The sequence below is a fragment of the Lactobacillus sp. genome (assembly GCF_051893255.1).
Lineage (GTDB): Bacteria > Bacillota > Bacilli > Lactobacillales > Lactobacillaceae > Lactobacillus.
The window spans coordinates 39,839-63,534 of the sequence record NZ_JBJFHB010000064.1 but is presented as its reverse complement, the minus strand read 5'-3'; the positions used below and the strand labels follow the sequence as shown (position 1 = coordinate 63,534).

The 23,696-nt window shown below is 48.7% G+C and carries 14 protein-coding genes, 1 pseudogene and 1 other annotated feature; of the genes and pseudogenes, 9 read left to right on the top strand and 6 right to left on the bottom strand.

What is annotated here, in order from left to right:
• Positions 1-1,603, bottom strand: a pseudogene (locus ACI4WN_RS05620) (hypothetical protein); the annotation flags it as partial.
• Between the two features lie 224 nt (positions 1,604-1,827).
• Between ACI4WN_RS05620 and ACI4WN_RS05615 the strand changes: the two are divergent.
• From ACI4WN_RS05615 to ACI4WN_RS05595, 5 genes are all read left to right on the top strand, one after another.
• A complete protein-coding gene (locus ACI4WN_RS05615; RefSeq protein WP_439777336.1) occupies positions 1,828-2,583 on the top strand; it encodes a VanZ family protein in 756 nt (251 codons plus the stop codon).
• Positions 2,584-2,600: 17 nt separating this feature from the next.
• Positions 2,601-4,127, top strand: a complete 1,527-nt coding sequence (locus tag ACI4WN_RS05610; protein ID WP_439777335.1) for an ATP-dependent nuclease — start codon at positions 2,601-2,603, stop codon at positions 4,125-4,127.
• Between the two features lie 262 nt (positions 4,128-4,389).
• Positions 4,390-7,965, top strand: a complete 3,576-nt coding sequence (locus ACI4WN_RS05605) for a glycoside hydrolase family 70 protein (RefSeq protein ID WP_439777334.1) — start codon at positions 4,390-4,392, stop codon at positions 7,963-7,965.
• Between the two features lie 191 nt (positions 7,966-8,156).
• Positions 8,157-11,717, top strand: a complete 3,561-nt coding sequence (locus ACI4WN_RS05600) for a glycoside hydrolase family 70 protein (RefSeq protein ID WP_439777333.1) — start codon at positions 8,157-8,159, stop codon at positions 11,715-11,717.
• Positions 11,718-11,839: 122 nt separating this feature from the next.
• The gene (locus tag ACI4WN_RS05595; protein WP_439777332.1) at positions 11,840-15,319 is read left to right on the top strand and encodes a glycoside hydrolase family 70 protein; all 3,480 of its coding nucleotides are present in this window, start codon (positions 11,840-11,842) and stop codon (positions 15,317-15,319) included.
• A gap of 73 nt (positions 15,320-15,392) precedes the next feature.
• Here ACI4WN_RS05595 and ACI4WN_RS05590 read toward each other — a convergent pair whose 3' ends face one another.
• The 3 genes from ACI4WN_RS05590 to ACI4WN_RS05580 form a co-directional block, all read right to left on the bottom strand.
• Positions 15,393-16,085, bottom strand: coding sequence for a glycerophosphodiester phosphodiesterase (locus ACI4WN_RS05590; RefSeq protein ID WP_439777331.1), 693 nt, complete (start codon positions 16,083-16,085; stop codon positions 15,393-15,395).
• Between the two features lie 63 nt (positions 16,086-16,148).
• Positions 16,149-16,805, bottom strand: coding sequence for a histidine phosphatase family protein (locus ACI4WN_RS05585; protein WP_439777330.1), 657 nt, complete (start codon positions 16,803-16,805; stop codon positions 16,149-16,151).
• Between the two features lie 2 nt (positions 16,806-16,807).
• On the bottom strand, positions 16,808-17,473 hold the full coding sequence (locus ACI4WN_RS05580; protein WP_439777329.1) for a matrixin family metalloprotease: 666 nt from the start codon (positions 17,471-17,473) through the stop codon (positions 16,808-16,810).
• A gap of 200 nt (positions 17,474-17,673) precedes the next feature.
• On the opposite strand from ACI4WN_RS05580, the gene helD reads away from it, so the two are divergent.
• From helD to ACI4WN_RS05560, 4 genes are all read left to right on the top strand, one after another.
• Positions 17,674-19,965 carry an RNA polymerase recycling motor HelD gene (gene helD / locus ACI4WN_RS05575; RefSeq protein ID WP_439777328.1) on the top strand — a complete coding sequence of 764 codons (2,292 nt, stop codon included), beginning with the start codon at positions 17,674-17,676 and terminating at the stop codon, positions 19,963-19,965.
• Between the two features lie 82 nt (positions 19,966-20,047).
• Positions 20,048-20,278: a binding site (T-box leader), on the top strand.
• A gap of 70 nt (positions 20,279-20,348) precedes the next feature.
• Positions 20,349-20,990, top strand: a complete 642-nt coding sequence (locus ACI4WN_RS05570) for an amino acid ABC transporter permease (protein ID WP_439777360.1) — start codon at positions 20,349-20,351, stop codon at positions 20,988-20,990.
• Between the two features lie 12 nt (positions 20,991-21,002).
• Positions 21,003-21,635: an amino acid ABC transporter ATP-binding protein gene (locus ACI4WN_RS05565; protein ID WP_439777327.1), complete on the top strand. Its 633-nt coding sequence runs from the start codon at positions 21,003-21,005 to the stop codon at positions 21,633-21,635.
• 1 nt (position 21,636) lies between these two features.
• Positions 21,637-22,461: an amino acid ABC transporter substrate-binding protein gene (locus ACI4WN_RS05560; RefSeq protein WP_439777326.1), complete on the top strand. Its 825-nt coding sequence runs from the start codon at positions 21,637-21,639 to the stop codon at positions 22,459-22,461.
• 31 nt (positions 22,462-22,492) lie between these two features.
• On the opposite strand, the gene ACI4WN_RS05555 is transcribed toward ACI4WN_RS05560, so the two are convergent.
• Positions 22,493-22,918 (bottom strand): hypothetical protein, encoded by a 426-nt coding sequence (locus tag ACI4WN_RS05555; RefSeq protein WP_439777325.1) that lies wholly within the window; start codon positions 22,916-22,918, stop codon positions 22,493-22,495.
• Between the two features lie 203 nt (positions 22,919-23,121).
• Complete coding sequence (locus ACI4WN_RS05550) at positions 23,122-23,694, bottom strand: SGNH/GDSL hydrolase family protein (RefSeq protein WP_439777324.1); 573 nt, start codon at positions 23,692-23,694, stop codon at positions 23,122-23,124.
• Positions 23,695-23,696 lie beyond the last annotated feature (2 nt).

Genomic DNA, 23,696 nt, shown 5'->3' with positions numbered 1-23,696 from the left:
TTGACTTTTTAGCAATGGTCTTCTTGGTTGACTTCTTAGCAGTAGTCTTCTTGGTAGTCTTCTTAGCAGCTGGCTTCTTAGTGGTCTTCTTAGTAGTCGTCTTCTTAGCAGCTGGCTTCTTGGTAGTCTTCTTAGTAGTTGTCTTCTTAGCAGCTGGCTTCTTGGTAGTCTTCTTAGTAGTTGACTTGCTACCCGCTAAAACTTTTGCAGTAATCTTGCTGCCGTGAGAGTTCAGCTTAGGGAAGTTGTGAGAAGTGGTTGCCAGGTAAGTAGGTGCGTTATCATCCCATGACTTGTACAGCCAAATGTCCCGCTTAGCGTAGCCGTAACCCACGCCAGACAAGGTGTCAGGAACGCCGTTTTCGACCCGGTGAAGGACGCTCTTGAAGGTGTTGCTCCAAGCCTTCAAGGAGTTAACGTCGCTAGTTGATTGGCTGGCAACGTAGCGCAGGTGGATTGGTGCCATAACCTTGTAGTATGACACAGGAGCGTTAGTAGCATTAGCAGTCTTTTCGAAGGTTGAGTTGTAGATGCTGATGTTCTTGTAAGTAGCGTTCTTATGAGCGTCGTCTACGCCGTGGCTGCCGACTGAGGCCCCGTAAGGAATAGTAGTGGTTGGCATCGCCTTGCCAGGTGCTTTGTTGACGATGGCACCGCCGGATACGCCGTTAATTTCTGGCCCGAAGTAGCAGTTCTTGATCGTAGCATCTTCCGTTGAAGCCCCGTCAAAGAGGGTTGAGCCAGCTGATGGGAAGTTCTTCTTGTTGACTTCTGAGTCGTGAGCTGCCCCGTCAGCGGTAGCAACGTCCAATTGGATGGCTTCTGAGAGAACTGAGTGGCCCTTCACGCCGCTCTTAGGGGTGGATTCTTGCTTGTAAATATCGTTCCAAGTGCTTTGGGTGAAGTTGCTGTCGCCGTAGCCGTAGAAGCCACAGTTGTCCCAAGTGATGCCCTTTGAGCCCAAGGAGTCAAAGACGTGGCGGTCAAAGATTTGGGATTGGTGGAACTTCAAGTTTTGGAAGGTAATGTTCTTAGCGTGAAGCAAGATTACCTGTACGCCGCCTTGGCCATCGTCAGTCGCCTTGCCGTTCACGTACTTGGTAACGACAGACCCGTGGATGTCAGCATTCTTGATGACTTGGCCCTTGTGGTCGCCGCTGACGTACCAGTTCAGCTTGGCAGTAGCTGGCCAGTAAGGGAAGCCGTCGGCTGGACGAACTGAGCCCTTAGTGTGGCGGTTGATAGCGATGGTGGCGCCATTAAAGTCGATGGTCCCAGTTGACTTGTCAGTCAGCCAGAATCTGACAAAACGCATCACGTTCAATTGGTAGTTAGCTGGGAAGGTGATGGTGTCCTTGTTTTCGAACTTAAAACCGTTGAAGTTGTTGCGGTTAAATTCTGACATGTTCAAGAACTTGTTTAAGTCAGATTGCGTCTTGATGGTGTAGAAATATTCTGGCGCGGTTGCTTCGGCTTTTTGGGTCTTAACGGCAGCTGGCAAAATAGCTTGCACTTGTGGCAATTGGGTAAGGCCAGCAGCTAAAGACACAGCAACTAAGCCGGCAGCAAGCGCCTTCTTGCTGAAGCGGACTTTTTTGGACATAGCTTTTTCCCTCTTTTATTAAAAAATTACAACTTTTACAATTCATATTATAGAACAAAGTATCAAGAAAATGACAGCAGAAATCTATGAAAAGTTATACTGAAAAGATCTGTGGCTTTCCTTTCTGATTCGGTGGACATTGGTATAAAATATAGAGAACAAGAACTAAGAGCACGAAAATACTAAAAAGAGAAAAAGAAAAGTTTCTGGGGAAGTGAAAAAGAATGTACCATGAGATAACAATGCTGATCCGGCTAGTGGTGATTTTTGCCTGTGTAGTGGCAGGCTACTTTGCTATCTTGACCGGCAACCGATTGTTCCGGTTGATTGTGACTGTAGTTTATGGCTGTGCCTTAATCTACTACGTTTTTGCATCTAGGCTGATAACTGCCGCCATTTACTTTAACCAGCACGTGGCGCATTTGGCCAGTGGGCCGGAAGTCTTAGAGGACCCCATCTTTTGGAAGTGGGGGATCAACAAGGTCTTTGCCAGTTCCAGCTATGGTGGCCGCTATGGCTTTATGATGAACGTAATGCTGTTTATTCCCTTGGGCTACATCCTTCCATCTTGGACCAAGTGGCTCCACAGCATCATGATCACCACCTTTATCGGCTTTTGCCTGTCCTTTTTCATCGAGCACTTCCAGCGCTGGACGGGGCTTGGCGTTTATGACGTCAAAGACATGATCGCTAACACGACTGGCTGCTTCTTAGGAGCCGTGGCGATCATGCCCACGCTCTGGATGAAGGACCATAAGGCCCGGGTTAAGCGGCAAGCGCAGCTTAAAGCGGAAGCAGAAGCGCGCGGTGAAGCAGAAGCGGCCCGCCTTGACCGAATCAGCCGGCAGCTGGCCAACCCAGAATTGACGACTAGAACCGAAAAGATCAAGCTCAGCCGCAAGGCCTACCGAGAGCTGCAAAACAGCACGCCTAATGATTTGCCAGAAACAAGACAGGATGATCAGAAAAAAGATGATTAGATAGAGTAGGTGCTAACATGTTGCTCAAGTCAGTCGAATTGCACAACTTTCGTGGTTACCGGAATTTTAAGTTGAATTTTGCCCCTTTAACCAGTCTTTTGGGTGAAGGCGATTCAGGTAAAAAGACGATCCTGCGGGCACTGGATATCTTTTTCAACGGCTCATTGGCCAAGCGGCCATTGAAGCTGCAGGACTTAAACGAGCGCGCCTTAAAAGCTGGGGATTGGGAGATTTCTATTACCTGCTTTTTTGAAAAAGTTGCGATCAAGAAAAAGTATGATCTGAAGAATTACCTGGCAGAAACGGACTATTTTTGTGAAGAAAACGGAGAGTTTCAAGAAGTAACTCCTCAAAATCGCAATCATTTTCGACAATTGATAGCGCAATTGCCCATGTACGTCTTTTTTGACCGGGAATCAAAAGCCACCAGTCCCTTGAAATTTGTGGTCCGCAGCGCCATTCGCGACAAGCAAGCCGAGATCAAGGAAGTCCAAGACTATATCGATGAGCGGGTGGGACGGAACCTTTCCCAGATTCTGGCTAACTATAAAGACCTGGGCGAAGAACCAGCTCCGCAATTTGTCTTTGAAGAGCAAGACTTTGCCGACATGATTAAAAGGGAGGCAAGAATCAGCGAAAGTGCCAATCCCAAGCCGAGTCAGTTGATCTTGTCCTTTTTGCTGGCCCAAAGCGAAAATGCCAGCATCGATAACGTGATCTATGCCTTTGAAGAAGAGGACCTGACGGAAGACGAAGATGCTAAATTGGCGCAGGCCGTCTTGAAACTGGTTGCGAAAAATAAACAAGTAATCTTGATTCCTCATAGCCCCCACCTGATGGGACTGTTGCCCTTAGAAGGAATCAAGATTATTGAAAACGTCGGCGGCAAGCGGCAGATCTTGACCGATGACCAAGTTTTCGCCGCTGCCAAAAAGCTGGGAATTTCTGGCAGCCAAACGGCTAGCCGGTCTAGCTGCGTTTTGCTGGTGGAAGGGCAAGAAGACGTCCGCTTTATCACCAAGATCAACCAGTGGCTGTATGAAGAAGGCCTAGTCAGCGATACCTTTGACCACAAAGGGCTCTTCATTTTGCCAGTTGGGGGATGCGGGAGTTTGCTTGCATGGCTTAACTTTGACCTTTTTTCCAAGCTGAACGAGCCTTGGTTTATCCTGATCGACTCTGACAAGGGGACGCCAGAAGCTGGCCAAAGCCGCCACCACCTGCAGCAGATCAAGGCCAAGTATCCAGAAGATGCTGATCATATTCACGCAACTTACAAGCGGGAAATCGAGAACTACCTGGTCTTTAAGGACCAAGGACGCATCCTAAAGTTTGAGCCTTACGAAGACGTCAAGCAGCACATGTATGACCTGATGACCTCAAGAAACAAGCGCTGGATCAAGGATAAGACGGCGTCCAAATTAATGGAAAAAATGTCCCTCAAAGACCTGCAGGATCATTATCAGATCGATGGACAAGACCACCGCGAGCTGGTGGAATTTTTATTAAAGATCGATCAGTTTATTAACCAATTGGCAAAATAAAAGGACAGCTAATATCATTTATTAGCAATGCTTATAAGCGTTGCTTTTACAATCAATAAAAAGATAAAGTTAGATTTAACGTATTTAAAGCAGTTAGATTACTTTTTTAAGTAAACTGGCTGCTTTTTCTTTGTTTTAGTCTGTAAATCTTAATAAACAAAATGAATGGGATAAAAGTTTAAGGCAAGGTTGCAAAAGTGTAACGAAACTATTAAGATTGAGGTATAGTTGAATTTTTTGTGACTACAAAGAGGAGAAAAGCATGCAGAGAAAACATGGTTATTCATGGCTGATGTCAGGTGCTGCTGTGCTGGCTGCTTTAGTCAGTCTGCCATTTGGCCAAGCTGTTTCTGCTGCCAAACTGAAGAGTACCTATTCAGTTAAGGGCGGTTATGTTTACTACTACAATAAAAAGGGCGTCAAGATTAAGAATAAGACTGCCAAGATCAAGGGCAAGAAGGTCAAGTTTGACAAGAAGGGCCGGGTAACCAGCTTTAGAGGTCAAACCAAGATCAACGGTTCTTGGTACTACTTCACCAAGTCCGGCAAGATGGTCCGGTCAAAGAGCGTGAAGGGCAGCAAGTACGTTTACCACTACGCTAAGAGCGGTAAGCTACAATCTGCTATGTCTAGCCTGAAAGGCAAGAAATACTTCATCGATGCTAAGAGTGCCAAGCCACGGACCAACTTTATGTACAAGTCTGGCTCTAAGTGGTACTACTTTGACGCTAAAGGTCTGGGCTCAAATGCCTTTAAGATGCAGTTTTCTAAGGAAACTGGCTTGGTTAATACCAATAAGACTTTTGCCAAGAACAACCGAGCTTACAGCTACACTAGCGCAAGCATCGACAGCGTTGATGGCTATTTGACGGCTGACACTTGGTACCGGCCAAAGAAGATCTTGAAGAATGGCAAGACTTGGACGACTTCAACTGCTAGTGACAAGCGGCCACTGCTCATGTTTTACTGGCCAAGTCGCCCAATCTTTGTGGACTACTTGAACTTCATGAAGAAGAACGGCTTTGTTAGTGCCAAGACTAACTTTAAGACGACTAACAAGACTAGCGACCTCTTTAACGCAGCCAACCAAGTTCAAATCAACGTGGAAAAGAAGATCGCCAGCCAAAAGTCAACCACTTGGCTGAAGACCTTGATGACTCAATTCAAGAACACCGAATCCATCTGGACCAAGGCCAGCGAAAGCGAAGACTACTCTGGCAACCAGCTGCAAGGTGGCTTCCTGCGTTACGACAACTCTAACCTGACTCCATGGGCTAACTCCAGCTACCGCTTGATGGGCCGCTACCCATTGAACATTACTGGTACTGGTACAAAGCAAAAGGAATTCCTTTTGGCTAACGACATCGACAACTCCAACCCAGTTGTCCAAGCCGAACAGTTAAACTGGATGCACTACCTGCTTAACTACGGGACCATCACCGCTAAGGACGACGATGCCAACTTTGATTCCATCCGGGTTGACGCCGTTGACAACGTGGATGCGGACCTTTTGAACATTGCTGGCGACTACTTCAAGGATGTTTACGGCATGAACTCTGACTCTAAGTCAAATGCCCACCTGAACATCTTGGAAGACTGGGACCACACCGACCCAGACAGCGTCAACAAGATGGGCAACCCACAAATCACCATGGATGACAAGTGGAAGACCACCATCAACAAGGTTTTGAACCAAGACCCAACTGGTACCAGCAGCTTGATGGACCTGATCGGGACCAACTCTGACAAGTCCATGGTCAACCGGACCAACCTTGACGGTTCTGAAAGCGTCATTCCAAACTACGCCTTCATCCGGGCTCACGACTCCATGTCTCAAGAAAACATCCAACAAGCCATCAAGGATGTAACCAAGAGCAGCCAATATCCAAACGGCAAGGACTACACCACCTTCACCGAAGCTGAAGAAAAGAAGGGCCTTGACCAATACCGCAAGTACCAAGAATCAACGGAAAAGAAGTACAACCTGTACAACATTCCATCATCTTACGCTTTGCTGTTGACCAACAAGGACGTAATTCCTCGTGTATACTACGGTGACCTCTTCTTTGACGGCAGCGAATACATGGCTGAAAAGGGCATCTACTACGATGCAATTTCCAACATGCTGAAGTCCCGGATCAAGTACGTAGCCGGTGGCCAAAGCATGGCCGTTGACAATAACGGCGTCTTGACCAGCGTTCGCTACGGTAAGGGCGTGAAGAACGCCAGCGACAAGGGCAGTGATGAAGCAAGAAACGAAGGGATCGGCGTCATCGTAAGCAACAAGCCTACTTTGAAGCTGGGCGACAGCGACAAGGTGACTCTGCACATGGGTGCAGCCCACAAGAACCAAAAGTACCGTGCTTTGATCTTGACTAATGACAGCTATGACCAAAAGAATGACGGTACCAGCAAGGCATCTACTGGCGTGATCAGCTACGCTAGCGATGACAACGCCCCAACGGCTACGACCGACGCTAACGGTGACTTGACCTTTACTAACAAGAACTTGACGGTGGATGGCAAGGAAGAAGCCAACACTGCCGTTAAGGGTACGAAGAACCCATGCGTTACTGGCTACCTGGCAGTTTGGGTACCAGTTGGCGCTAAGGATGACCAAGATGCCCGGACTAAGGCAAGCGACAGCAATGTTGGTACTAGCTCCCAATACCGGGTTAACGATGCCTTTGACTCTAATGTCATCTTTGAAGGCTTCTCCAACTTTACTTTGAAGCCAACGACCACTTCAGAACGGGCTAACGTCCAAATTGCCAACAATGCATCCCTCTTCAAGAGCTGGGGCGTAACCTCCTTTGAAATGGCACCTCAGTACGTTTCAAGTACTGACCGGACTTTCCTTGACTCAACCATCGAAAACGGCTACGCCTTTACCGACCGCTACGACCTGGCTTTGAGCAAGAACAACAAGTATGGTTCAGCTGAAGACTTGCGCAATGCCATCAAGGCCCTTCACAAGGAAGGCTTGCAAGTCATGGCTGACTGGGTACCAGACCAAGTCTACACTTTGCCTGGCAAGGAAGCCGTAACGGTGACCCGGTCAAGCGACACCGGTGACAACTGGAACGCACCAAACATGAACAAGATCGTCTACATTGCCAACTCTATCGGCGGTGGCAAGTACCAGGCTGAATATGGCGGCAAGTACTTGGATGAATTGAAGCAAAAGTACCCAGACCTCTTTACCAAGAAGCAAGCTTCTACTGGTAAGCCAATCGATGGCAGCACCAAGATCACTGAGTGGTCAGCTAAGTACATGAACGGGACCAACATCCTGCACCTGGGCAGCGGCTACGTTCTGCGGGCTAGCGCCGGCAAGTACTACAACGTTGGCTACAGCAAGGATGGCAATAAGATTGCCCAATACCTGCCAGCCCAATTGGCTAGTGGTGCTGATCAAGAAAAGCTGGGCTTAGTAGCTAATGGCAAGAACTACAACTACTATGACGAAAGCCGGAACAAGAAGACCAGCAGCTTTGTTCAAGACAGCTTGGGCAACTGGTACTACTTCGACAAGAACGGCAACATGGTTAAGACTAGCAACTTCTACAACGTCACTGGCAAATCTGCCGGCACTTACTTCTTTATGAGCAATGGTGTCTCCTTCAGAGGCGGTTTGCTGAACAACGGCAAGCACACTTACTACTTCGACAAGAACGGTAAGATGGTGAAGGGCAAGAAGGTTAAGAGCGGGGCTTACACTTACACTCTGAACAAGAGCGGCTACTTGACGAGTGAAAGCTACACTCCATCTTCTAAGAACCAAGCCACTACCAAGAACTCACTTGGAGCTCTCAAGAAGACCAACAAGAAGAAGTAATTTGCGTATTAAGGCAAAGCAACAATAACTGGTTAGTGATTATTGTTGAATTTAAAACAGCTAAGACAAAAGTCTTAGCTGTTTTTTTGTGAAGAAAAAAGTACAATAGTAATTGTAGAAGTAAAATAATCTAGAAAAGTTAGAGTAGAAGTTTTAACTAAAACTCTCGAAGTAGATAGAGGAAATCCATCATGAAGAAAAAAGACCAGTTTGGCTGGCTGATGTCAGCGGCTGCCTTATCTGTTTTGGCTGGGTTGCCATTTGCCCAGCAGGCTAATGCGGCTAAATTGAAAAGCACCTATTCAGTTAAGGGCGGCTATGTATATTACTACAATAAAAAAGGCAAGCTGATTAAGAACAAGACTGCCAAGATCAAGGGCAAGAAGGTCAAGTTCGACAAGAAAGGCCGGGTAACCAGCTTTAGAGGCAAGACCCAAATCAACGGCTCTTGGTACTACTTCACCAAGTCCGGCAAGATGGTCCGGTCAAAGAGCGTGAAGGGCAGCAAGTACGTTTACCACTATGCTAAGAGCGGCAAGCTGCAATCTGCTATGTCCAGCTTGAAGGGCAAGAAGTACTTTATCGACGCTAAGAGCGCCAAGCCACGGACCAACTTTATGTACAAGTCTGGCTCTAAGTGGTATTACTTTGACGCTAAGGGCTTGGGCTCAAACGCCTTCAAGATGCAGTTTTCTAAGGAAACTGGTCTGGTTAACACTAACAAGACTTTTGCCAAGAACAACCAAGCTTACAGCTACACCAGCTCCAGCATCGACAGCGTTAACGGCTATTTGACGGCGGATACCTGGTACCGGCCAAAGAAGATCTTGAAGAATGGCAAGACTTGGACCAAGTCGACCGCTAGCGACAAGCGGCCGCTTTTGATGGTTTACTGGCCAAGTCGTCCAATCTTCGTGGACTACTTGAACTTCATGAAGAAGAACGGTTTTGTCAGCGCCAAGTCTGACTTTAAGACGACGGCTAAGACCAGCGACCTGTTTAACGCGGCTAACCAAGTTCAAATCAATGTGGAAAAGAAGATCACTAGCCAAAAGTCAACTGCCTGGCTAAAGACCTTGATGACGGAATTCAAGAATACCGAATCCATCTGGACCAAGGCCAGTGAAAGTGAAGACTACGGCGGTCTGCAGTTCCAAGGGGGCTTCTTGCGCTATGACAACTCTAGCCTGACTCCATGGGCCAACTCTAGCTACCGCCTCTTAGGCCGCTATCCAAAGAACTTGTCAGGCACGGCTGGCAAGTCCAGCGAATTTTTGCTGTCAAACGACATCGACAACTCTAACCCTGTCGTTCAAGCAGAACAGTTAAACTGGATGCACTACCTGCTTAACTACGGGACCATTACCGCTAAGGACAACGATGCCAACTTCGACTCCATCAGAGTTGATGCCGTTGACAATGTTGACACTGACCTTTTGAACATTGCCGGTGACTACTTTAAAGACGTTTACGGCATGAACACGGATGCCAAGTCAAATAGTCACTTGAACATCCTGGAAGACTGGGACCACTCAGACCCTGACTATGTCAACAAGATGGGCAACCCACAAATCACTATGGATGACAAGTGGAAGGGGACTTTGGGCGTTGTCTTGACCCAAGACCCTGATGGCAACAACAGCTTGAGCAGCTTGATCGGGACCAGCTCCGACAACTCCTTGGTCAACCGGACTAAGCTGGATGGCTCAGAAAGCGTCATTCCAAATTACGCCTTCATTCGGGCTCACGACAACAATTCTCAAGAAAACATCCAACAAGCTATCAAGGATGTCACTAAGAGCAGCCAATATCCAAACGGGAAAGACTACACCACCTTTACCGAAGCAGAAGAAAAGAAGGGGCTGGAACTTTACCGCAAGGACCAAGAGTCAGTATCAAAGAAGTACAACCTCTACAACATTCCTTCTGCTTACTCCTTGCTGTTGACCAACAAGGACGTGATCCCTCGGGTCTACTACGGTGACCTCTACTTTGACGGCAACCAGTACATGGCCGAAAAGGGCATCTACTACGATGCAATTTCCAACTTGCTCAAGTCCCGGATCAAGTACGTTGGCGGTGGTCAAAGCATGGCTACTGACAATAATGGCGTCTTGACCAGCGTGCGCTATGGTAAGGGTGTCAAGACTGCTAGTGACAAGGGCAGCGATGAATCCCGGACCGAAGGGATCGGCGTTATCGTCAGCAACAAGCCTACTTTGAAGCTGGGCGACAGCGACAAGGTAGTTCTGCACATGGGCGCGGCCCACAAGAACCAAAAGTACCGGGCATTGCTTTTGACTAACGACAGCTACGATTCAAAGAACGATGGGACCAGTCAAGCCGGAACCGGCGTCATCAGCTACGCTAGTGATGACAAGGCACCAACGGCAACGACCGATGAAAATGGTGACTTGACCTTTACCAACAAGAACCTGACTGTTGATGGCAAAGAAGAAGCCAATACCGCCATTAAGGGGACCAAGAACCCATGCGTTTCTGGCTACCTAGCTGTCTGGGTTCCAGTTGGCACTAAGGATGACCAAGACGCCCGGACCAAGGCCAGTGACAATAATGTCGGCACTAGCTCTCAATACCGGGTTAACGATGCCTTTGATTCTAATGTCATCTTTGAAGGCTTCTCCAACTTCAGCTTTATGCCAACCACGACTTCAGAACGGGCTAACGTACAAATTGCCAATAATGCCTCCCTCTTTAAGGACTGGGGGATTACCTCCTTTGAAATGGCACCTCAGTACGTTTCAAGTACCGACCGGACCTTCTTAGACTCAACCATCGAAAACGGCTATGCCTTCACTGACCGCTACGACCTGGCTTTGAGCAAGAACAATAAGTATGGTTCAGCTGAAGACCTGCGCAATGCCATCAAGGCCCTCCACAAGCAAGGCTTGCAAGTGATGGCCGACTGGGTGCCAGACCAGGTATACTCCCTTGGCGGCAAGGAAGCGGTCACGGTTACCCGGGTCAACGACAAGGGTGACGATTGGAACTCACCAAACATGAACAAGATCGTCTACATCGCTAATAGTATCGGCGGTGGCAAGTACCAGGCTGAATACGGCGGCAAGTTCTTGGATGAATTGAAGCAAAAGTACCCCGACATTTTTGCTAGAAAGCAAACTTCTACTGGCAAGACCATTGACCCAAGTACCAAGATCACCGAATGGTCAGCTAAGTACATGAACGGGACCAACATCTTGCACCTGGGCAGCGGCTACGTTCTGCGGGCTAGTGCCGGTCAATACTACAACATCGGCTACAGCAAGGATGGAAACAATATCGCTCAATACCTGCCAGCCCAGCTGACTAGCGGCACGACCAAGGAAAAATTGGGGCTGGTTGCTAATGGCAAGAACTACAACTACTATGATGAAAACCAAAAGAAGGTTACTAGCAGTTTTGTTCAAGACAGCCTCGGCAACAGCTACTACTTCGACAAGAACGGCAACATGGTCAAGACCAGCAGCTTCTTTAACGTCACTGGCAAGTCTGCCGGCACTTACTTCTTTATGAGCAACGGTGTGGCCTTCAAGGGCGGCCTTTTGAACAATGGCAAGCACACTTACTACTTTGACAAGAATGGGAAGATGGTCAAGAGCAAGAAGGTTAAGAGCGGAGCTTACACCTACACTCTGAGCAAGAGCGGCTACTTAACCAAGGAAAGCTACAGTTCTGTAACTAAGAACCAAGCTACGACCAAGAACACTCTGGGCAATCACGCTAAAAAGTAGTCTTTTTTAGCAAAATTCAGTCAAGGCGCAAGTCATGGCTGTTTTTTGTTAAAGATAATAGTAAAATAAGAATTGTAAAAAGAAACTGGAAAACAGCAAAACAGTAGAAGAGGAAATCCATCATGAATAAAAAAGACAAGTTTGGCTGGCTAATGTCAGCTGCTGCCTTGGCTACTCTGGCTGGACTACCATTTGGTCAACAGGCTAATGCGGCTGTTAAGAAGAGCACTTATTCCGTTAAGGGCGGATATGTGTACTATTACAACAAAAAGGGCAAGCTGATCAAGAACAAGACCGTCAAGATCAAGGGCAAAAAGGTCAAGTTTGATAGAAAGGGTCACGCAACTAGCTTTAGAGGCAAGACCCAAATCAACGGCTCTTGGTACTACTTCACCAAGTCCGGCAAGATGGTCCGGTCTAAGACGGTGAAGGGCTCTAAGTATGTTTACCACTATTCAAAGAGCGGCAAGCTTCTTTCGGCACTGTCCACTTTGAAGGGCAAGACTTACTACATTGATGCTAAGAGCGCTAAGCCAAGAACCAACTTCACTTACAAGTCAGGTTCTAAGTGGTACTACTTTGACAAGACTGGTTTGGGCAAGACGACTTACAAGGTAAGCTTCAAGAAGGCTAACGGCTTGGTTAACACCAACAAGACCTTTTTTGAAAACAACCAGGCTTACAGCTTGACGGGTGCCAGCATCGAAAACGTCAATGGCTACCTGACGGCGGACACTTGGTACCGGCCAAAGAAGATCTTAAAGAACGGCAAGACCTGGACCAAGTCTACGGCTAGCGACAAGCGGCCACTCTTAATGGTTTACTGGCCAAGCCGGCAAGTCTTTGTGGACTACCTGAACTTCATGAAGAAGAAGGGCCTGGTGACTGCATCAAGCGACTTTAAGACGACTGACAAGACCAGTGATCTCTTTAACGCCGCCAACCAAATCCAGGTTAATGTGGAAAAGAAGATTTCTAGCCAAAAGTCAACTTCTTGGCTGAAGACCCTGATGACCGAATTCAAGGGGACTGAATCCATCTGGACCAAGGACAGTGAATACGAAAACTACTCAGGGATGCAGCTCCAAGGTGGCTTCTTTACTTATGAAAAGAACTCCAAGCTCACTCCATGGGCTAACTCCAGCTACCGCTTGATGGGCCGCTATGCAGCTGACATCAAGGGGGACAGCGAACCTTTGACGGAATACCTGCTGTCAAACGACATCGACAACTCCAACCCAATCGTGCAAGCCGAACAATTGAACTGGATGTACTACCTGCTCAACTTTGGCCAAATCACGGGCGGCGATAAGGATGCCGATGCCCACTTTGACTCAGTCAGAGTTGACGCTGTTGACTTTACTGACGCAGACTTGTTGAACATCGTGGGTCAATACTTCAAGGCTGCTTACGGCATGAACACCGACGCCAAGGCCAACGCCCACTTGAACATCTTGGAAGGCTGGAACGCTAAGATTCCTAAGGCAGTTGACGCCATGGGCAACCCAGGTCTGAACATGGATGACCAAATGCGGCAAGCCATTAACGGTGCCTTGAACGACAACCCGGACAGCCGGTCACAAGAAGATCGCCTGACCCAACTAAAGAGACTGCTGAATGGCTCGATCGTTGACCGGGAATCGAGCAGCAGCAAGATCATCCCTAACTACTCCTTCATCCGGGCTCACGACTCCAACTCTCAAGACCAGTTGCGCAAGGCCATCCAAGATGCTACCGGCCAACCTTACGGCGTCTTCAACCAGGCTGAAGAAGAAAAGGGGATTGAGCGCTACTTAAAGGACCAAAACTCAACCGATAAGACCTACAACCTCTACAACATGCCAGCCGCTTATGCCTACCTGCTGACCAACAAGGACACGATTCCGCGGGTTTACTACGGTGACATGTATGCTGACGGCGGCCAATACATGGCTAAGAAGACTCGTTACTACGAAGCAATTACCAACTTGCTCAAGTCCAGAGTGAAGTACGTTTCCGGCGGGCAAAAGATGAACGTTGACGATAACGGCGTCTTCACCAGTGTCCGCTACGGCAAGGGTGCAAATAACGCTGACTCAACTGGCACTAGCGAAACGAGAACTGAAGGGATCGGCGTCATCATCTCCAACAACCCAAGCCTGTCCTTGAAGGACAATGAAAAGGTTGTGCTGCACATGGGTGCCGCCCACAAGAACCAAGAATACCGGGCTGTGATCCTGCCAAGCGAAAAGGCTGCTAACAACGGTGCTGTTGACAACAGCTACCTGCAAAGCTTTACTAGCGACACCGATGCTCCTACGGCTAAGACTGACGCTAATGGCGACTTAACCTTCACTAACCAAGACATCAAGAAGGATGGCAAGGCCCAAGCTGGCACTGCTATCAAGGGCTACTCCAACCCTGACATGAAGGGCTACGTAGCCGTTTGGGTACCAGTTGGCGCTAAGAGCGACCAAGACGCAAGAACCCAAGCCTCAACTGCTGAAAAGAAGACCAGCTCTGCTTATGAATCAAACGCAGCCTTTGATTCTAACGTCATCTTTGAAGGCTTCTCCAACTTCGTTTACTACCCAACCAAGGCTGACGAAGCTGCTAACGTTCAAATCGCTAAGAATGCCTCCTTCTTCAAGAGCCTGGGCATCACGTCCTTTGAAATGGCTCCGCAATACGTTTCAAGTAAGGACAAGACCTTCCTGGACTCCACGATCGACAACGGCTATGCCTTTGACGACCGCTACGACGTGGCTTTGAGCGGGGACAACAAGTACGGTTCAGCAACCGACCTGAAGAACACCTTGAAGGCCCTGCACAAGGAAGGCCTGCAAGTCATGGCTGACTGGGTGCCAAACCAGATCTACAACCTGCCAGGCAAGGAAGCCGTTACTGTTTCCCGGACTGACGACTTCGGCAAGAGCATCGGGCCAGACAACTTGAAGAATTTCGTCTACATCACCAATTCCATTGGCGGCGGGGAATACCAGAAGAAGTACGGCGGTGCCTTCTTGAGCGAAATCCAAAAGAAGTACCCAGAACTCTTCAAGATCAAGCAAGTCTCAACTGGCAAGGCCATGGATCCAAGCGTGAAGATCACGGAATGGTCAGCTAAGTACATGAACGGGACTAACATCCTTGGCCGCGGCGCGGGCTACGTTTTGAGAAATGCTAACGGCGAATACTACAACGTTGGCTACAGCAAGAAGGATGGCAAGACCACCTACAAGCTGGCTCAATACCTGCCAGAACAACTGACTGGCACTAGCCTCAAGGCAAGCGGCAAGGATTACGTCTACTACGACGAAAATGGCAAGACCGTCAAGAGTACTTTGGTCAAAGACGACGCTGGCAACTACTACTACTTCGATAAGAACGGCAAGATGGTGAAGTCTAGCGCCTTGACCAATGTTGCAGTTGACAAGAAGAGCTTGACTTACTTCTTCAAGAAGGACGGTGCAGCTGCTAAGAGCGGTCTGGTAACCGATGGCAAGCACACTTACTACTTTGACAAGAAGGGGCAAATGGTAAAGGGCAAGACGGTGAAGTCTGGTCGCTACACTTACACCTTGAACAAGTCTGGCTACTTGACCAAGGAAGCCTACAAGTAAAAAGTCAGATCTATTATTTAGACCAAAAGAAAAAGTTTCCGAGTAATCGGAAACTTTTTTGTTATGTTCACAATTAATAATTAGCCACGCTCTTTCTCAAGGCCATCATGTCTTCGAACTTGTTGGTGAAAAAGCCAGCCGCACCGAATTCGATGATCTTCTTGGCCCGGCGGGGGCTGTCCACCGTCCAGATCCGCTCTGGCACGTCAGTATCTAACAGCCGCTTCGGGTGGATGCCCTTAAGGCCGTGCTCCTTGGTAAAGGCGATAGGATTCTTGATCTTCTTGTCAGTCAAGAAGTAGTAGTTTTCCTCCGGCCGGATTTCCTTGGCGTGCAACAGGGTGTTCAGGTTGAAAGAAGAGAAGATGATCGGCTGGTTGAATTTGAACATCTTCATCAGGAAAAAGATCTTCTCTGGCAGACCTGGGTAGTTGAACTTGTTGGTCTTCATTTCCAGGTTGAGTTGCCCAGCGTAATTTTCCTTTTCGGCCAGCTTGAAGAGATCGGCCAAGCGGGGGATGCGTTCCCCATTGGCCAAGTGATAGCGGTCGAGCTCGCCCAGGGTCATGTCCTTGATCAAGCCCTTGCCATTGGTCGTCCGCTTGATGTTTTCGTCATGCATGATGACGGGCACGCCATCCTTGGTTAAGTGCACGTCGAATTCGATGCCTTCAGCGCCATGCTCCATGCAGTACTTAAAGCCTGCCAGGGAATTTTCCGGGAACTTGGCTGGATAGCCGCGGTGACCAAAAATCTTTGTTTTCATTTTCTTGTTTGCTCCATTGAAAAAATGTCTATTTTTCTGCTAGCAAAGTAATTATAGTCCCTTTTAAAAAAGTTGCAACTGGTTGTACTTGACCATTTTGACTTGACCAGATTCATCCATGGTCAAGGTTGAAATCGAGGCATTTTGCGGGTGGACGGTCGTATCAATCCCGTCAACTGCATAGCGCTCAGCGATGGTCTTGATGGCAAAGCCGTGGCTGACCAAAAGGATGTTGTCGGCTCCATCCAGCTGACTAATCAGCTTGAAGCCTTGCTCCCAGCGCTTCCAGAATTCCTGGCTGTTTTCGGCATCCCCGTAAGGGTCGGCTTCCTTGGTCCAGTCAGCAATCTGGTCGCTAGAAGCCTTTTGGTACATTTCAGCTAGGCTGGTAAAGCCGTGCCGAGCACCGACCATCCGCCAGGCCAGGTCGTTGTCCATCCCTTCAAAGTAGCCGTAGAAGTGCTCTCTGAAAAAAGGCGAGGTGAGCAGCTCCAAGGTGTCTTTGTTGCAGTTCTTGCCCATGATGATCCGGGCAGTTTCGCTGGCCCTGAGAGTGTTGCTGGACAAGGCGATGTCCAGCGGAATTTCGTGCAGGGCTTCGCCGGCTTTTTCCGCGCCTGCCTTGCCTTCGTCAGTCAAGGGCGTGTCGCACCAGCCCTGCATCTTGTTGTAGCGGTTGATAAAAGTCTTCCCGTGCCGTACCAGGTAAATATGCTTCATTCCTAATATCTCCCCTTATAAATCTTCTTCACTAAAGCTACGTCCTTAGGCTGAATGGCATAAATGGACCCAGTTGGGTACATGACGGTGACGCCGCTGCGGTGATCTAAGCCGATGGCGTGCCCCAGTTCGTGCTCAACCGTGTTGACGATCCGGGCTTGGGTGTAGTTGTAATAGCTGTTTTCCAAATAGTAAGTGTTGAGGGCCACCTTGGCTGAATACAGGCGGCGGATGCCGCTGTAGTACTTGTAGGTGGTCAAGCCCGCTGCGCCGTCTGACTTAGAGGCAGTCGTGACCACGATCTGGGCTTTTTTCCGGTTCTTGGTCTGCTTAAAGGTAAAGGCCCCGGTCTGATTCCAGGCCGCCATGGCGTTGATGGTGGCGTTATAGAGGTCAGCCTGCTTCAAGTTGACGTAGACGGTTGCCGTTGGCTTCTTCCAGGTATAGCCGGTTGTGTTCTTGGTTGTCTTGGTGGCCTTGGTCTCTAAGATGGTGCCGTCAGACAAGCCCAGGTTTCCGGTTTGGATCCCTTTTTCTGCCAAAAAAGAGCTGACTTCGCCGCTGACGTCGTAAGCTAGGTTCTTCAGCTGGTCTTGGTAGTTCAAGGCCACCGCCGCCAAGATGGCCACGATTAAGAGGTCTTTGATAAAGTTAAAAAAGCGTCGCATATAAATCTCCTTGCGATCATTATTATAAGAGCTTTTGGCCTTTTTTCCTAGGGGGAAGCTCAAGGGAGGGCAGAGATTTAAGCAGGATTTAACTATTTTACAAAAGCCTCTTGCTTTAGTTTTGCCTGAAAAAATGATAGAATATTAGGAAGTTTTTGTAAGGATAGAAATTTTTTGACTATTTAGAAAAGGTGTTTTTCATGGCTGAAAATTCAGAACGCATGGCCGAACAGGCCCACTTGGACCAGGTCCTGCACGAGATTGACCAAAAGGGTGACGAGCTGCAAAAGGCGATTGTCAAAGACAAGGAAGAAGCCCGCAGCATCAGTGCCCACTTTTACGATGACATCCGGCTGGACTTTGATGACTACTCGACTTCCATGGATACCGCCTTGTCGATCCAGCAGCAGCAGCAGCTTTTAAAAGAGCGGGACAACGCCTGGCAGGTCAATGACCGGGAACTCTCAACCTTAAAGAGACTGCACGTTCACCCTTATTTTGCCCGGGTGGACTTTACCGAGCCTGGCGAAGACCCCGAAAGCATTTATATTGGTCTGGCTTCCTTCATGGATGACCAAAACCGCCTCCTCATCTACGACTGGCGGGCTCCGATTTCCTCCATCTACTACGATGGCAAGATTGGCAAGGTGACTTACTATTCACCTGAAGGCCCAGTTGAAGTCGACATGAGCAAAAAGCGGCAGTTTATGATCGAAGATGGCATCATCATCAACATGTTTGACACCGATGAAACCATCGGTGACCAGATGCTGATGGAGGTCTTGTCAGAAAAGTCTTCTATCCAGATGAAGTCCATCGTCAAGACCATTCAGCAAGAGCAAAACAAGATCATCCGGGATACCGCTTCTGAGCTGCTCTTTGTCCAAGGGGCAGCTGGGTCAGGCAAAACCAGTGCTATCTTGCAGCGGATTGCCTTCTTGCTCTACCGCTACCGGGGCAACCTCAAATCCAGCAACGTGATCATGTTCAGCCCGAACCAGCTTTTTAACGACTACATCGAAAACGTTCTGCCGGAAATGGGCGAGCAGAACATGGTCCAAATGACCTACTGGCAGTTTATCGCCCGCCGCCTGCCAAAAATGCACGTGCAAAACCTCTTTGAGCAGTTTGAAGACCAAACGGCAGACACCGCCATCAGCCGGTTTAAGGACTCACTGGCCTTTTACAAGCTGGCCACCCGCTACGGCAAGCACCTGAACCAGTCGGGGATGATTTTTAGAAACATCTACTTTAGAACCAAGAAAAAGCCTTTCTTTGCTAAAGACGAAATCAAGGAGCTCTACTACTCCTTTAACGAGAACTACAAGCTGGGCAACCGGATTGACGCCACCCGCGAAGAACTGATCCGCCGCTTGAACAAGCGAATCTCCAGCGAAGCCAAGAAGGTCTGGGTGGACCGGGAAATCGAAGGCCTGACCCACCAGCAGATGATGGACCTTTATGACCGGCCAGACCAGGAATTCCCATCTGAAAAGGCTGAGCGGGCCTTTTTGGGCAAAAAGATTGCCATCAAGCACCTGGCCAAAGTGGCCCGCCGGATCAACCACAACGGCTTTTTGAATATGCCATCCCAGTACATTGCCTTTTTAAAGGCAGTGCCAAAGATGACCGACTTGGCCAAGTACGGCATTGGCGAAGAAGAATGGGCAGCCCACGTGGACGAGGTCAAGGCCAAGTTCAAGGAAAAAGAGATCGACATGCGGGATGCCTCAGCCTACCTTTACCTCTACGACCAAATCACGGCCCGGCAGACCAGCCTGGACATGCGCTACTGCTTCATCGACGAAATCCAGGACTACTCCGCCTTCCAGCTGGCCTATCTCCGCTACAACTTCCCGCGGGCCAAGTTCACCATGCTGGGGGACTTAAATCAGGCCATCTTTACCAAGGACGAAAGCAGCAGCCTCTTGAAGCAGATCTCTGGTCTTTTTGACCCAGAAAAAACCAAGGTGGTGCAGCTGACCAAGTCCTACCGGTCAACCAAGCAACTGACCGACTTCAGCAAGCAGGTCCTGCGCCGAGGCGAAAAGATCGAAAGCTTCAACCGGCAAGGGCCACTGCCAGCCATTTGGGCTAGAAAGAATGATGACGAAGCCATCGATGCCTTAATTTCTGCCTTAAAGGCCAACGATGAGGCCCAATTGACCACGGCCATCATCAGCAAGGACCTGGCCAGTGCCGAAAAAGTGGCCGCTGCCTTAAAGGAAAAGGGCGTCAAGGCGCACCTGATCTCTAGCGCCAACCAGCGCCTGGTCGAAGGGGACTTGGTCTTGCCAAGCTACCTGGCCAAGGGGCTGGAATTTGACGCCGTCATCATGTGGGATGCGTCAAAGGACGCTTATCACGAAGCAGACGAAACTCAGCTGGTTTACACGATTATTTCCCGGGCAATGTACAAGCTGGACATCATCTACAGCGGGGAAAAGAGCCCACTGTTGACCGTCAAGGACGGCACTTACGAGGCTAAGTAAGCCAAAAAAGGAAAATAATAGCCAAAAAGAAAATAAAAGCTTGACGGATTTTTAAGAATAGTTTAATATTACTAGCAAATAGATTTTTGCAATGAGCAGAAGAAGTAAGCTAAGCGAGGCAAATAGAGACTTCCCGGCGGTGGAAAGGGGAGCAGGGCTTAGACTGAACACACGTCTGTGAGCAGGAGGGGCGAAAAAAGCAGTAGCCTCTTCCGGTTAAGCCCGTTACCGCTGTAGCTTACATAGCTAGTGAGGCTCTGGCCGCGAGGTCCGAGCGAAACTGAGGTGGAACCACGTCAATTGCGTCCTCTTGATCCTGCAGGATCAAGAGGACTTTTTCTTTTCCCATTTTACTTTTTGAAAAAATAGAAAGCTGGATGACCATGAACTACGTCTTTGAAATCCTGCCGTCGCTCTTTAGCGGGGCGGGGATGACCCTTGAAATCTTCTTTGAAACCCTGATCTTCTCTTTGCCCTTGGGGGTAATCCTGTCCTTTGGCTTAAACAGCCGCTTCAAGCCGCTGAAGTGGCTGTTGAACGTTTACGTTTGGCTGATGCGGGGGACGCCGCTTTTGCTCCAACTCATCTTTGTCTTCTACGGCCTGCCGATCATCGGCTTAACCTTCCCCCGCTACATGGCGGCGATCGTGGCCTTCGTTTTAAACTACACGGCCTACTTCGCCGAAATCTTCCGGGGCGGCAACCAGGCCATCGACAAGGGGCAGATCGAAGCTGCCAAGGTCTTGCAGCTGACTTACGGGCAGACTTTAAGAAAAATCGTGATTCCCCAAGTGATCAAGATTGTCTTGCCATCAATCGGCAACGAAGTGATCAACCTGGTCAAGGACTCTTCCTTGGTCTACGTGATTGGCCTGGGCGACTTGCTCCGGGCGGGCAACCTGGCTACGTCTAGAGACGTCACCCTGGTGCCGCTGGTCTTAGTCGCCTTGATCTACTTGCTCTTGATTGGCTTATGCACGGTGATCTTGCGAAAACTGGAAAAGCACTACTCATACTACAGATAGGAGGGATGAAGGATGTTAGAAGTAAGCAACTTAGCCAAGTCTTTTGGCAACAGACAAATTTTAAAAAATATCAGCTTCACCTTGGCTGATGGGGAAATTTTGACGGTGGTTGGGCCATCAGGTGCCGGCAAGACGACCCTCTTGCGGATCATCGCGGGCCTAGAAACTGCCGATTCCGGCACCATGACCCTGGGCGGGCAGACCTACCAGCTGAGCGGCGAAGACCGGGGCGCGGTTGGCGTCGTTTTCCAGGACTTTAACCTTTTTCCCAACCTGTCCGTGATTGACAATATTACCCTGGCGCCTCAATTAGCCTTGAAAAAGGGTAAGGCCGAGGCAGAAAAAGAGGCTAAAGAGCTGTTAGGCAAATTGCAGATGGCCGACAAGGCCGACCTTTATCCCTTCCAGCTCTCTGGCGGGCAAAAGCAGCGGGTGGCCATTGCGCGGGCCCTGGCCATGCAGCCTAAGATGCTCTGCTACGATGAGCCAACCAGTGCCTTGGACCCAGCCTTAAGAGACCAGGTGGCAGAACTGATCTTGAGCTTGAAGGATTCTGGCTTGACCCAGCTGATCATCACCCACGATATGGACTTTGCTAAAAAAGTCGCTGATCAGGTCTTAGAAGTTAAGCCACTGGAGGGTTAAGATGAAGTGGGTCAAAAAATTAGCGCTGGTCGCCTTGCTTTTCTGCCTTACCCTGACGGCGGCTTGCAGCAATCTAACGGAAAGGGCAAATACGACCGATACTTGGGCCAAGATTAAGAAGAGGGGAACCTTGGTGATCGGTCTTGATGATACCTTCGTGCCTATGGGCTTTCGGGAGAAAAATGGGCAGCTGGTCGGCTACGACATCGACTTGGCCAAGGCGGTCTGCAAGAAGCTCGGCTTAAAAGCCGACTTTCAAACCATTGACTGGTCCATGAAGGAAACGGAGCTTCGCAACGGGACCATCGACGCCCTGTGGAACGGCTACAGCGTAACGCCCAGCCGGAAGAAGAAGGTGGCTTTTTCTAGAAGCTACCTGGAAAACCGGCAGGTTTTGGTAGTAAAAAAGAAGAGTGGAATCAAGACTTTTAGCCAGATGCAGGGCAAGAGCGTGGGCGTACAAAGCGGGTCAACGGCCCAGATTTGGCTGGAAGGCAAGCAAAAAACGCTGCCTTATAAAGACAGCGTCTTATACGATACGATTCCGTCCGCCTTTTTGGACTTGAATGCCGGACGGATCCAGGGGATCTTGCTGGATGAAACCTATGCGGAATACTACATTAAGCACGAGGCCGATTCTGGTTCTTACCAAGAAATCATTAACCAGGATGTGCCAACCGACCTCTTTGCGGTTGGCCTCCGTAAAGGCGACAAAACTTTACGAAAGAAGATCAACCAGGCCCTGGCCGACTTGCAAGAGAGCGGGGAATTAGCCAAGATCAACCAGAAGTGGTTTGGCAAGAAGAGCAATTATTTGGGCAAGTAAAAAGACTTGAGCGACAGCTCAAGTCTTTTTGTTAGGCTTCGCCGTAGTGGCCGCCAGGGTTGCGGAATTTCATGGTAAAGGCCAGGCCGAAGGCGAGAAGGATACACCAATAGAAGATGGCACCAACAATACCTAAAAGATCCTCAAAAAAGTAGCCAATGTCTGGGATATAACCATCAAAAATATCAAACAGAAACCATTCGTTAAATAGTAGCTCAATCGTCCAAAGAAAACACCTCAAATACTTATTTTCAATTTTATGATCAGCGGTATCTTCAAAGAATTTCGTAAAAAGAGCACTCGCAATTGTAGGAATGATTATTCCGGCTGTTAATTCAGTTTTAGATAACATTACATTCAATAGCGCATAAAAGCCACAAGTGTTAACAATGAATTGTAAGATCCACATTACTACGTTGCAAACTTGCTTTACTTTTGTATAAGTGGTAGCTTTCATTGTAAGTCACCTCAACCTTTTGTAATTCATTTCATAAAGCCTTCTTTTAAAAAAACGTATTTTTTACCAAAGACATTGTACCACTATTGCAGTTTTATGAAAGCACTTCATTGAAAAAGCGAGCAGAATTAAAGATTTTTTAAAAAATAAACTATTTTTTAAAAAATAAAGACTGCCAAAGGCCATCGCCCTTGGCAGCTATTTTAATCTAAATTAGTAATTTCGTTCGTAAGCACGTCAGCCAACCAGGAAATCCCTTTTTCGCTGTAGTGCTGGCCATCCTCCGTCAAGAAGGAAGGCAAATCTTGCAGCCGTTCCATCTTGTGGGTCAGGTCAAAGAAGAAGGAGTTGGTCTTGCCGGCATCCCTTTGCGCGGCTTCTGCGTATTGGTCCAGCCCTTCCAAGCTGTAGAACTTGCTGATCTCTTTATTGTTAAAGTCCGGCATGGATGGGGACAAGACGATCGTGTCGCTGGCCCCGGTCACCTTTTGGGCCTTTTTCAGCAGGCTTTCCAGATTTTCCTGGTAGTCGTATAAGCTGATGCCCCAGTCGTTTGAGGCGTCGTTGGTGCCGAATTCGACCACCAAGACATCGCAGGCTGGCAGGCTGTCCACGCGCGGTAAGACGTCAGCCGTCGTTGCCCCGCTAGTTGAGACGTTGACGATTTCGTAGTCGTCCCCCAGCCGCTTTTTCAAAGCGTCGGTCAGGCGGGTCGTGTCCCGGCTGCCGTCGTAGGCGTTAAAGATTGAATCACCGAATAAAAGTACTTTGTTCATAG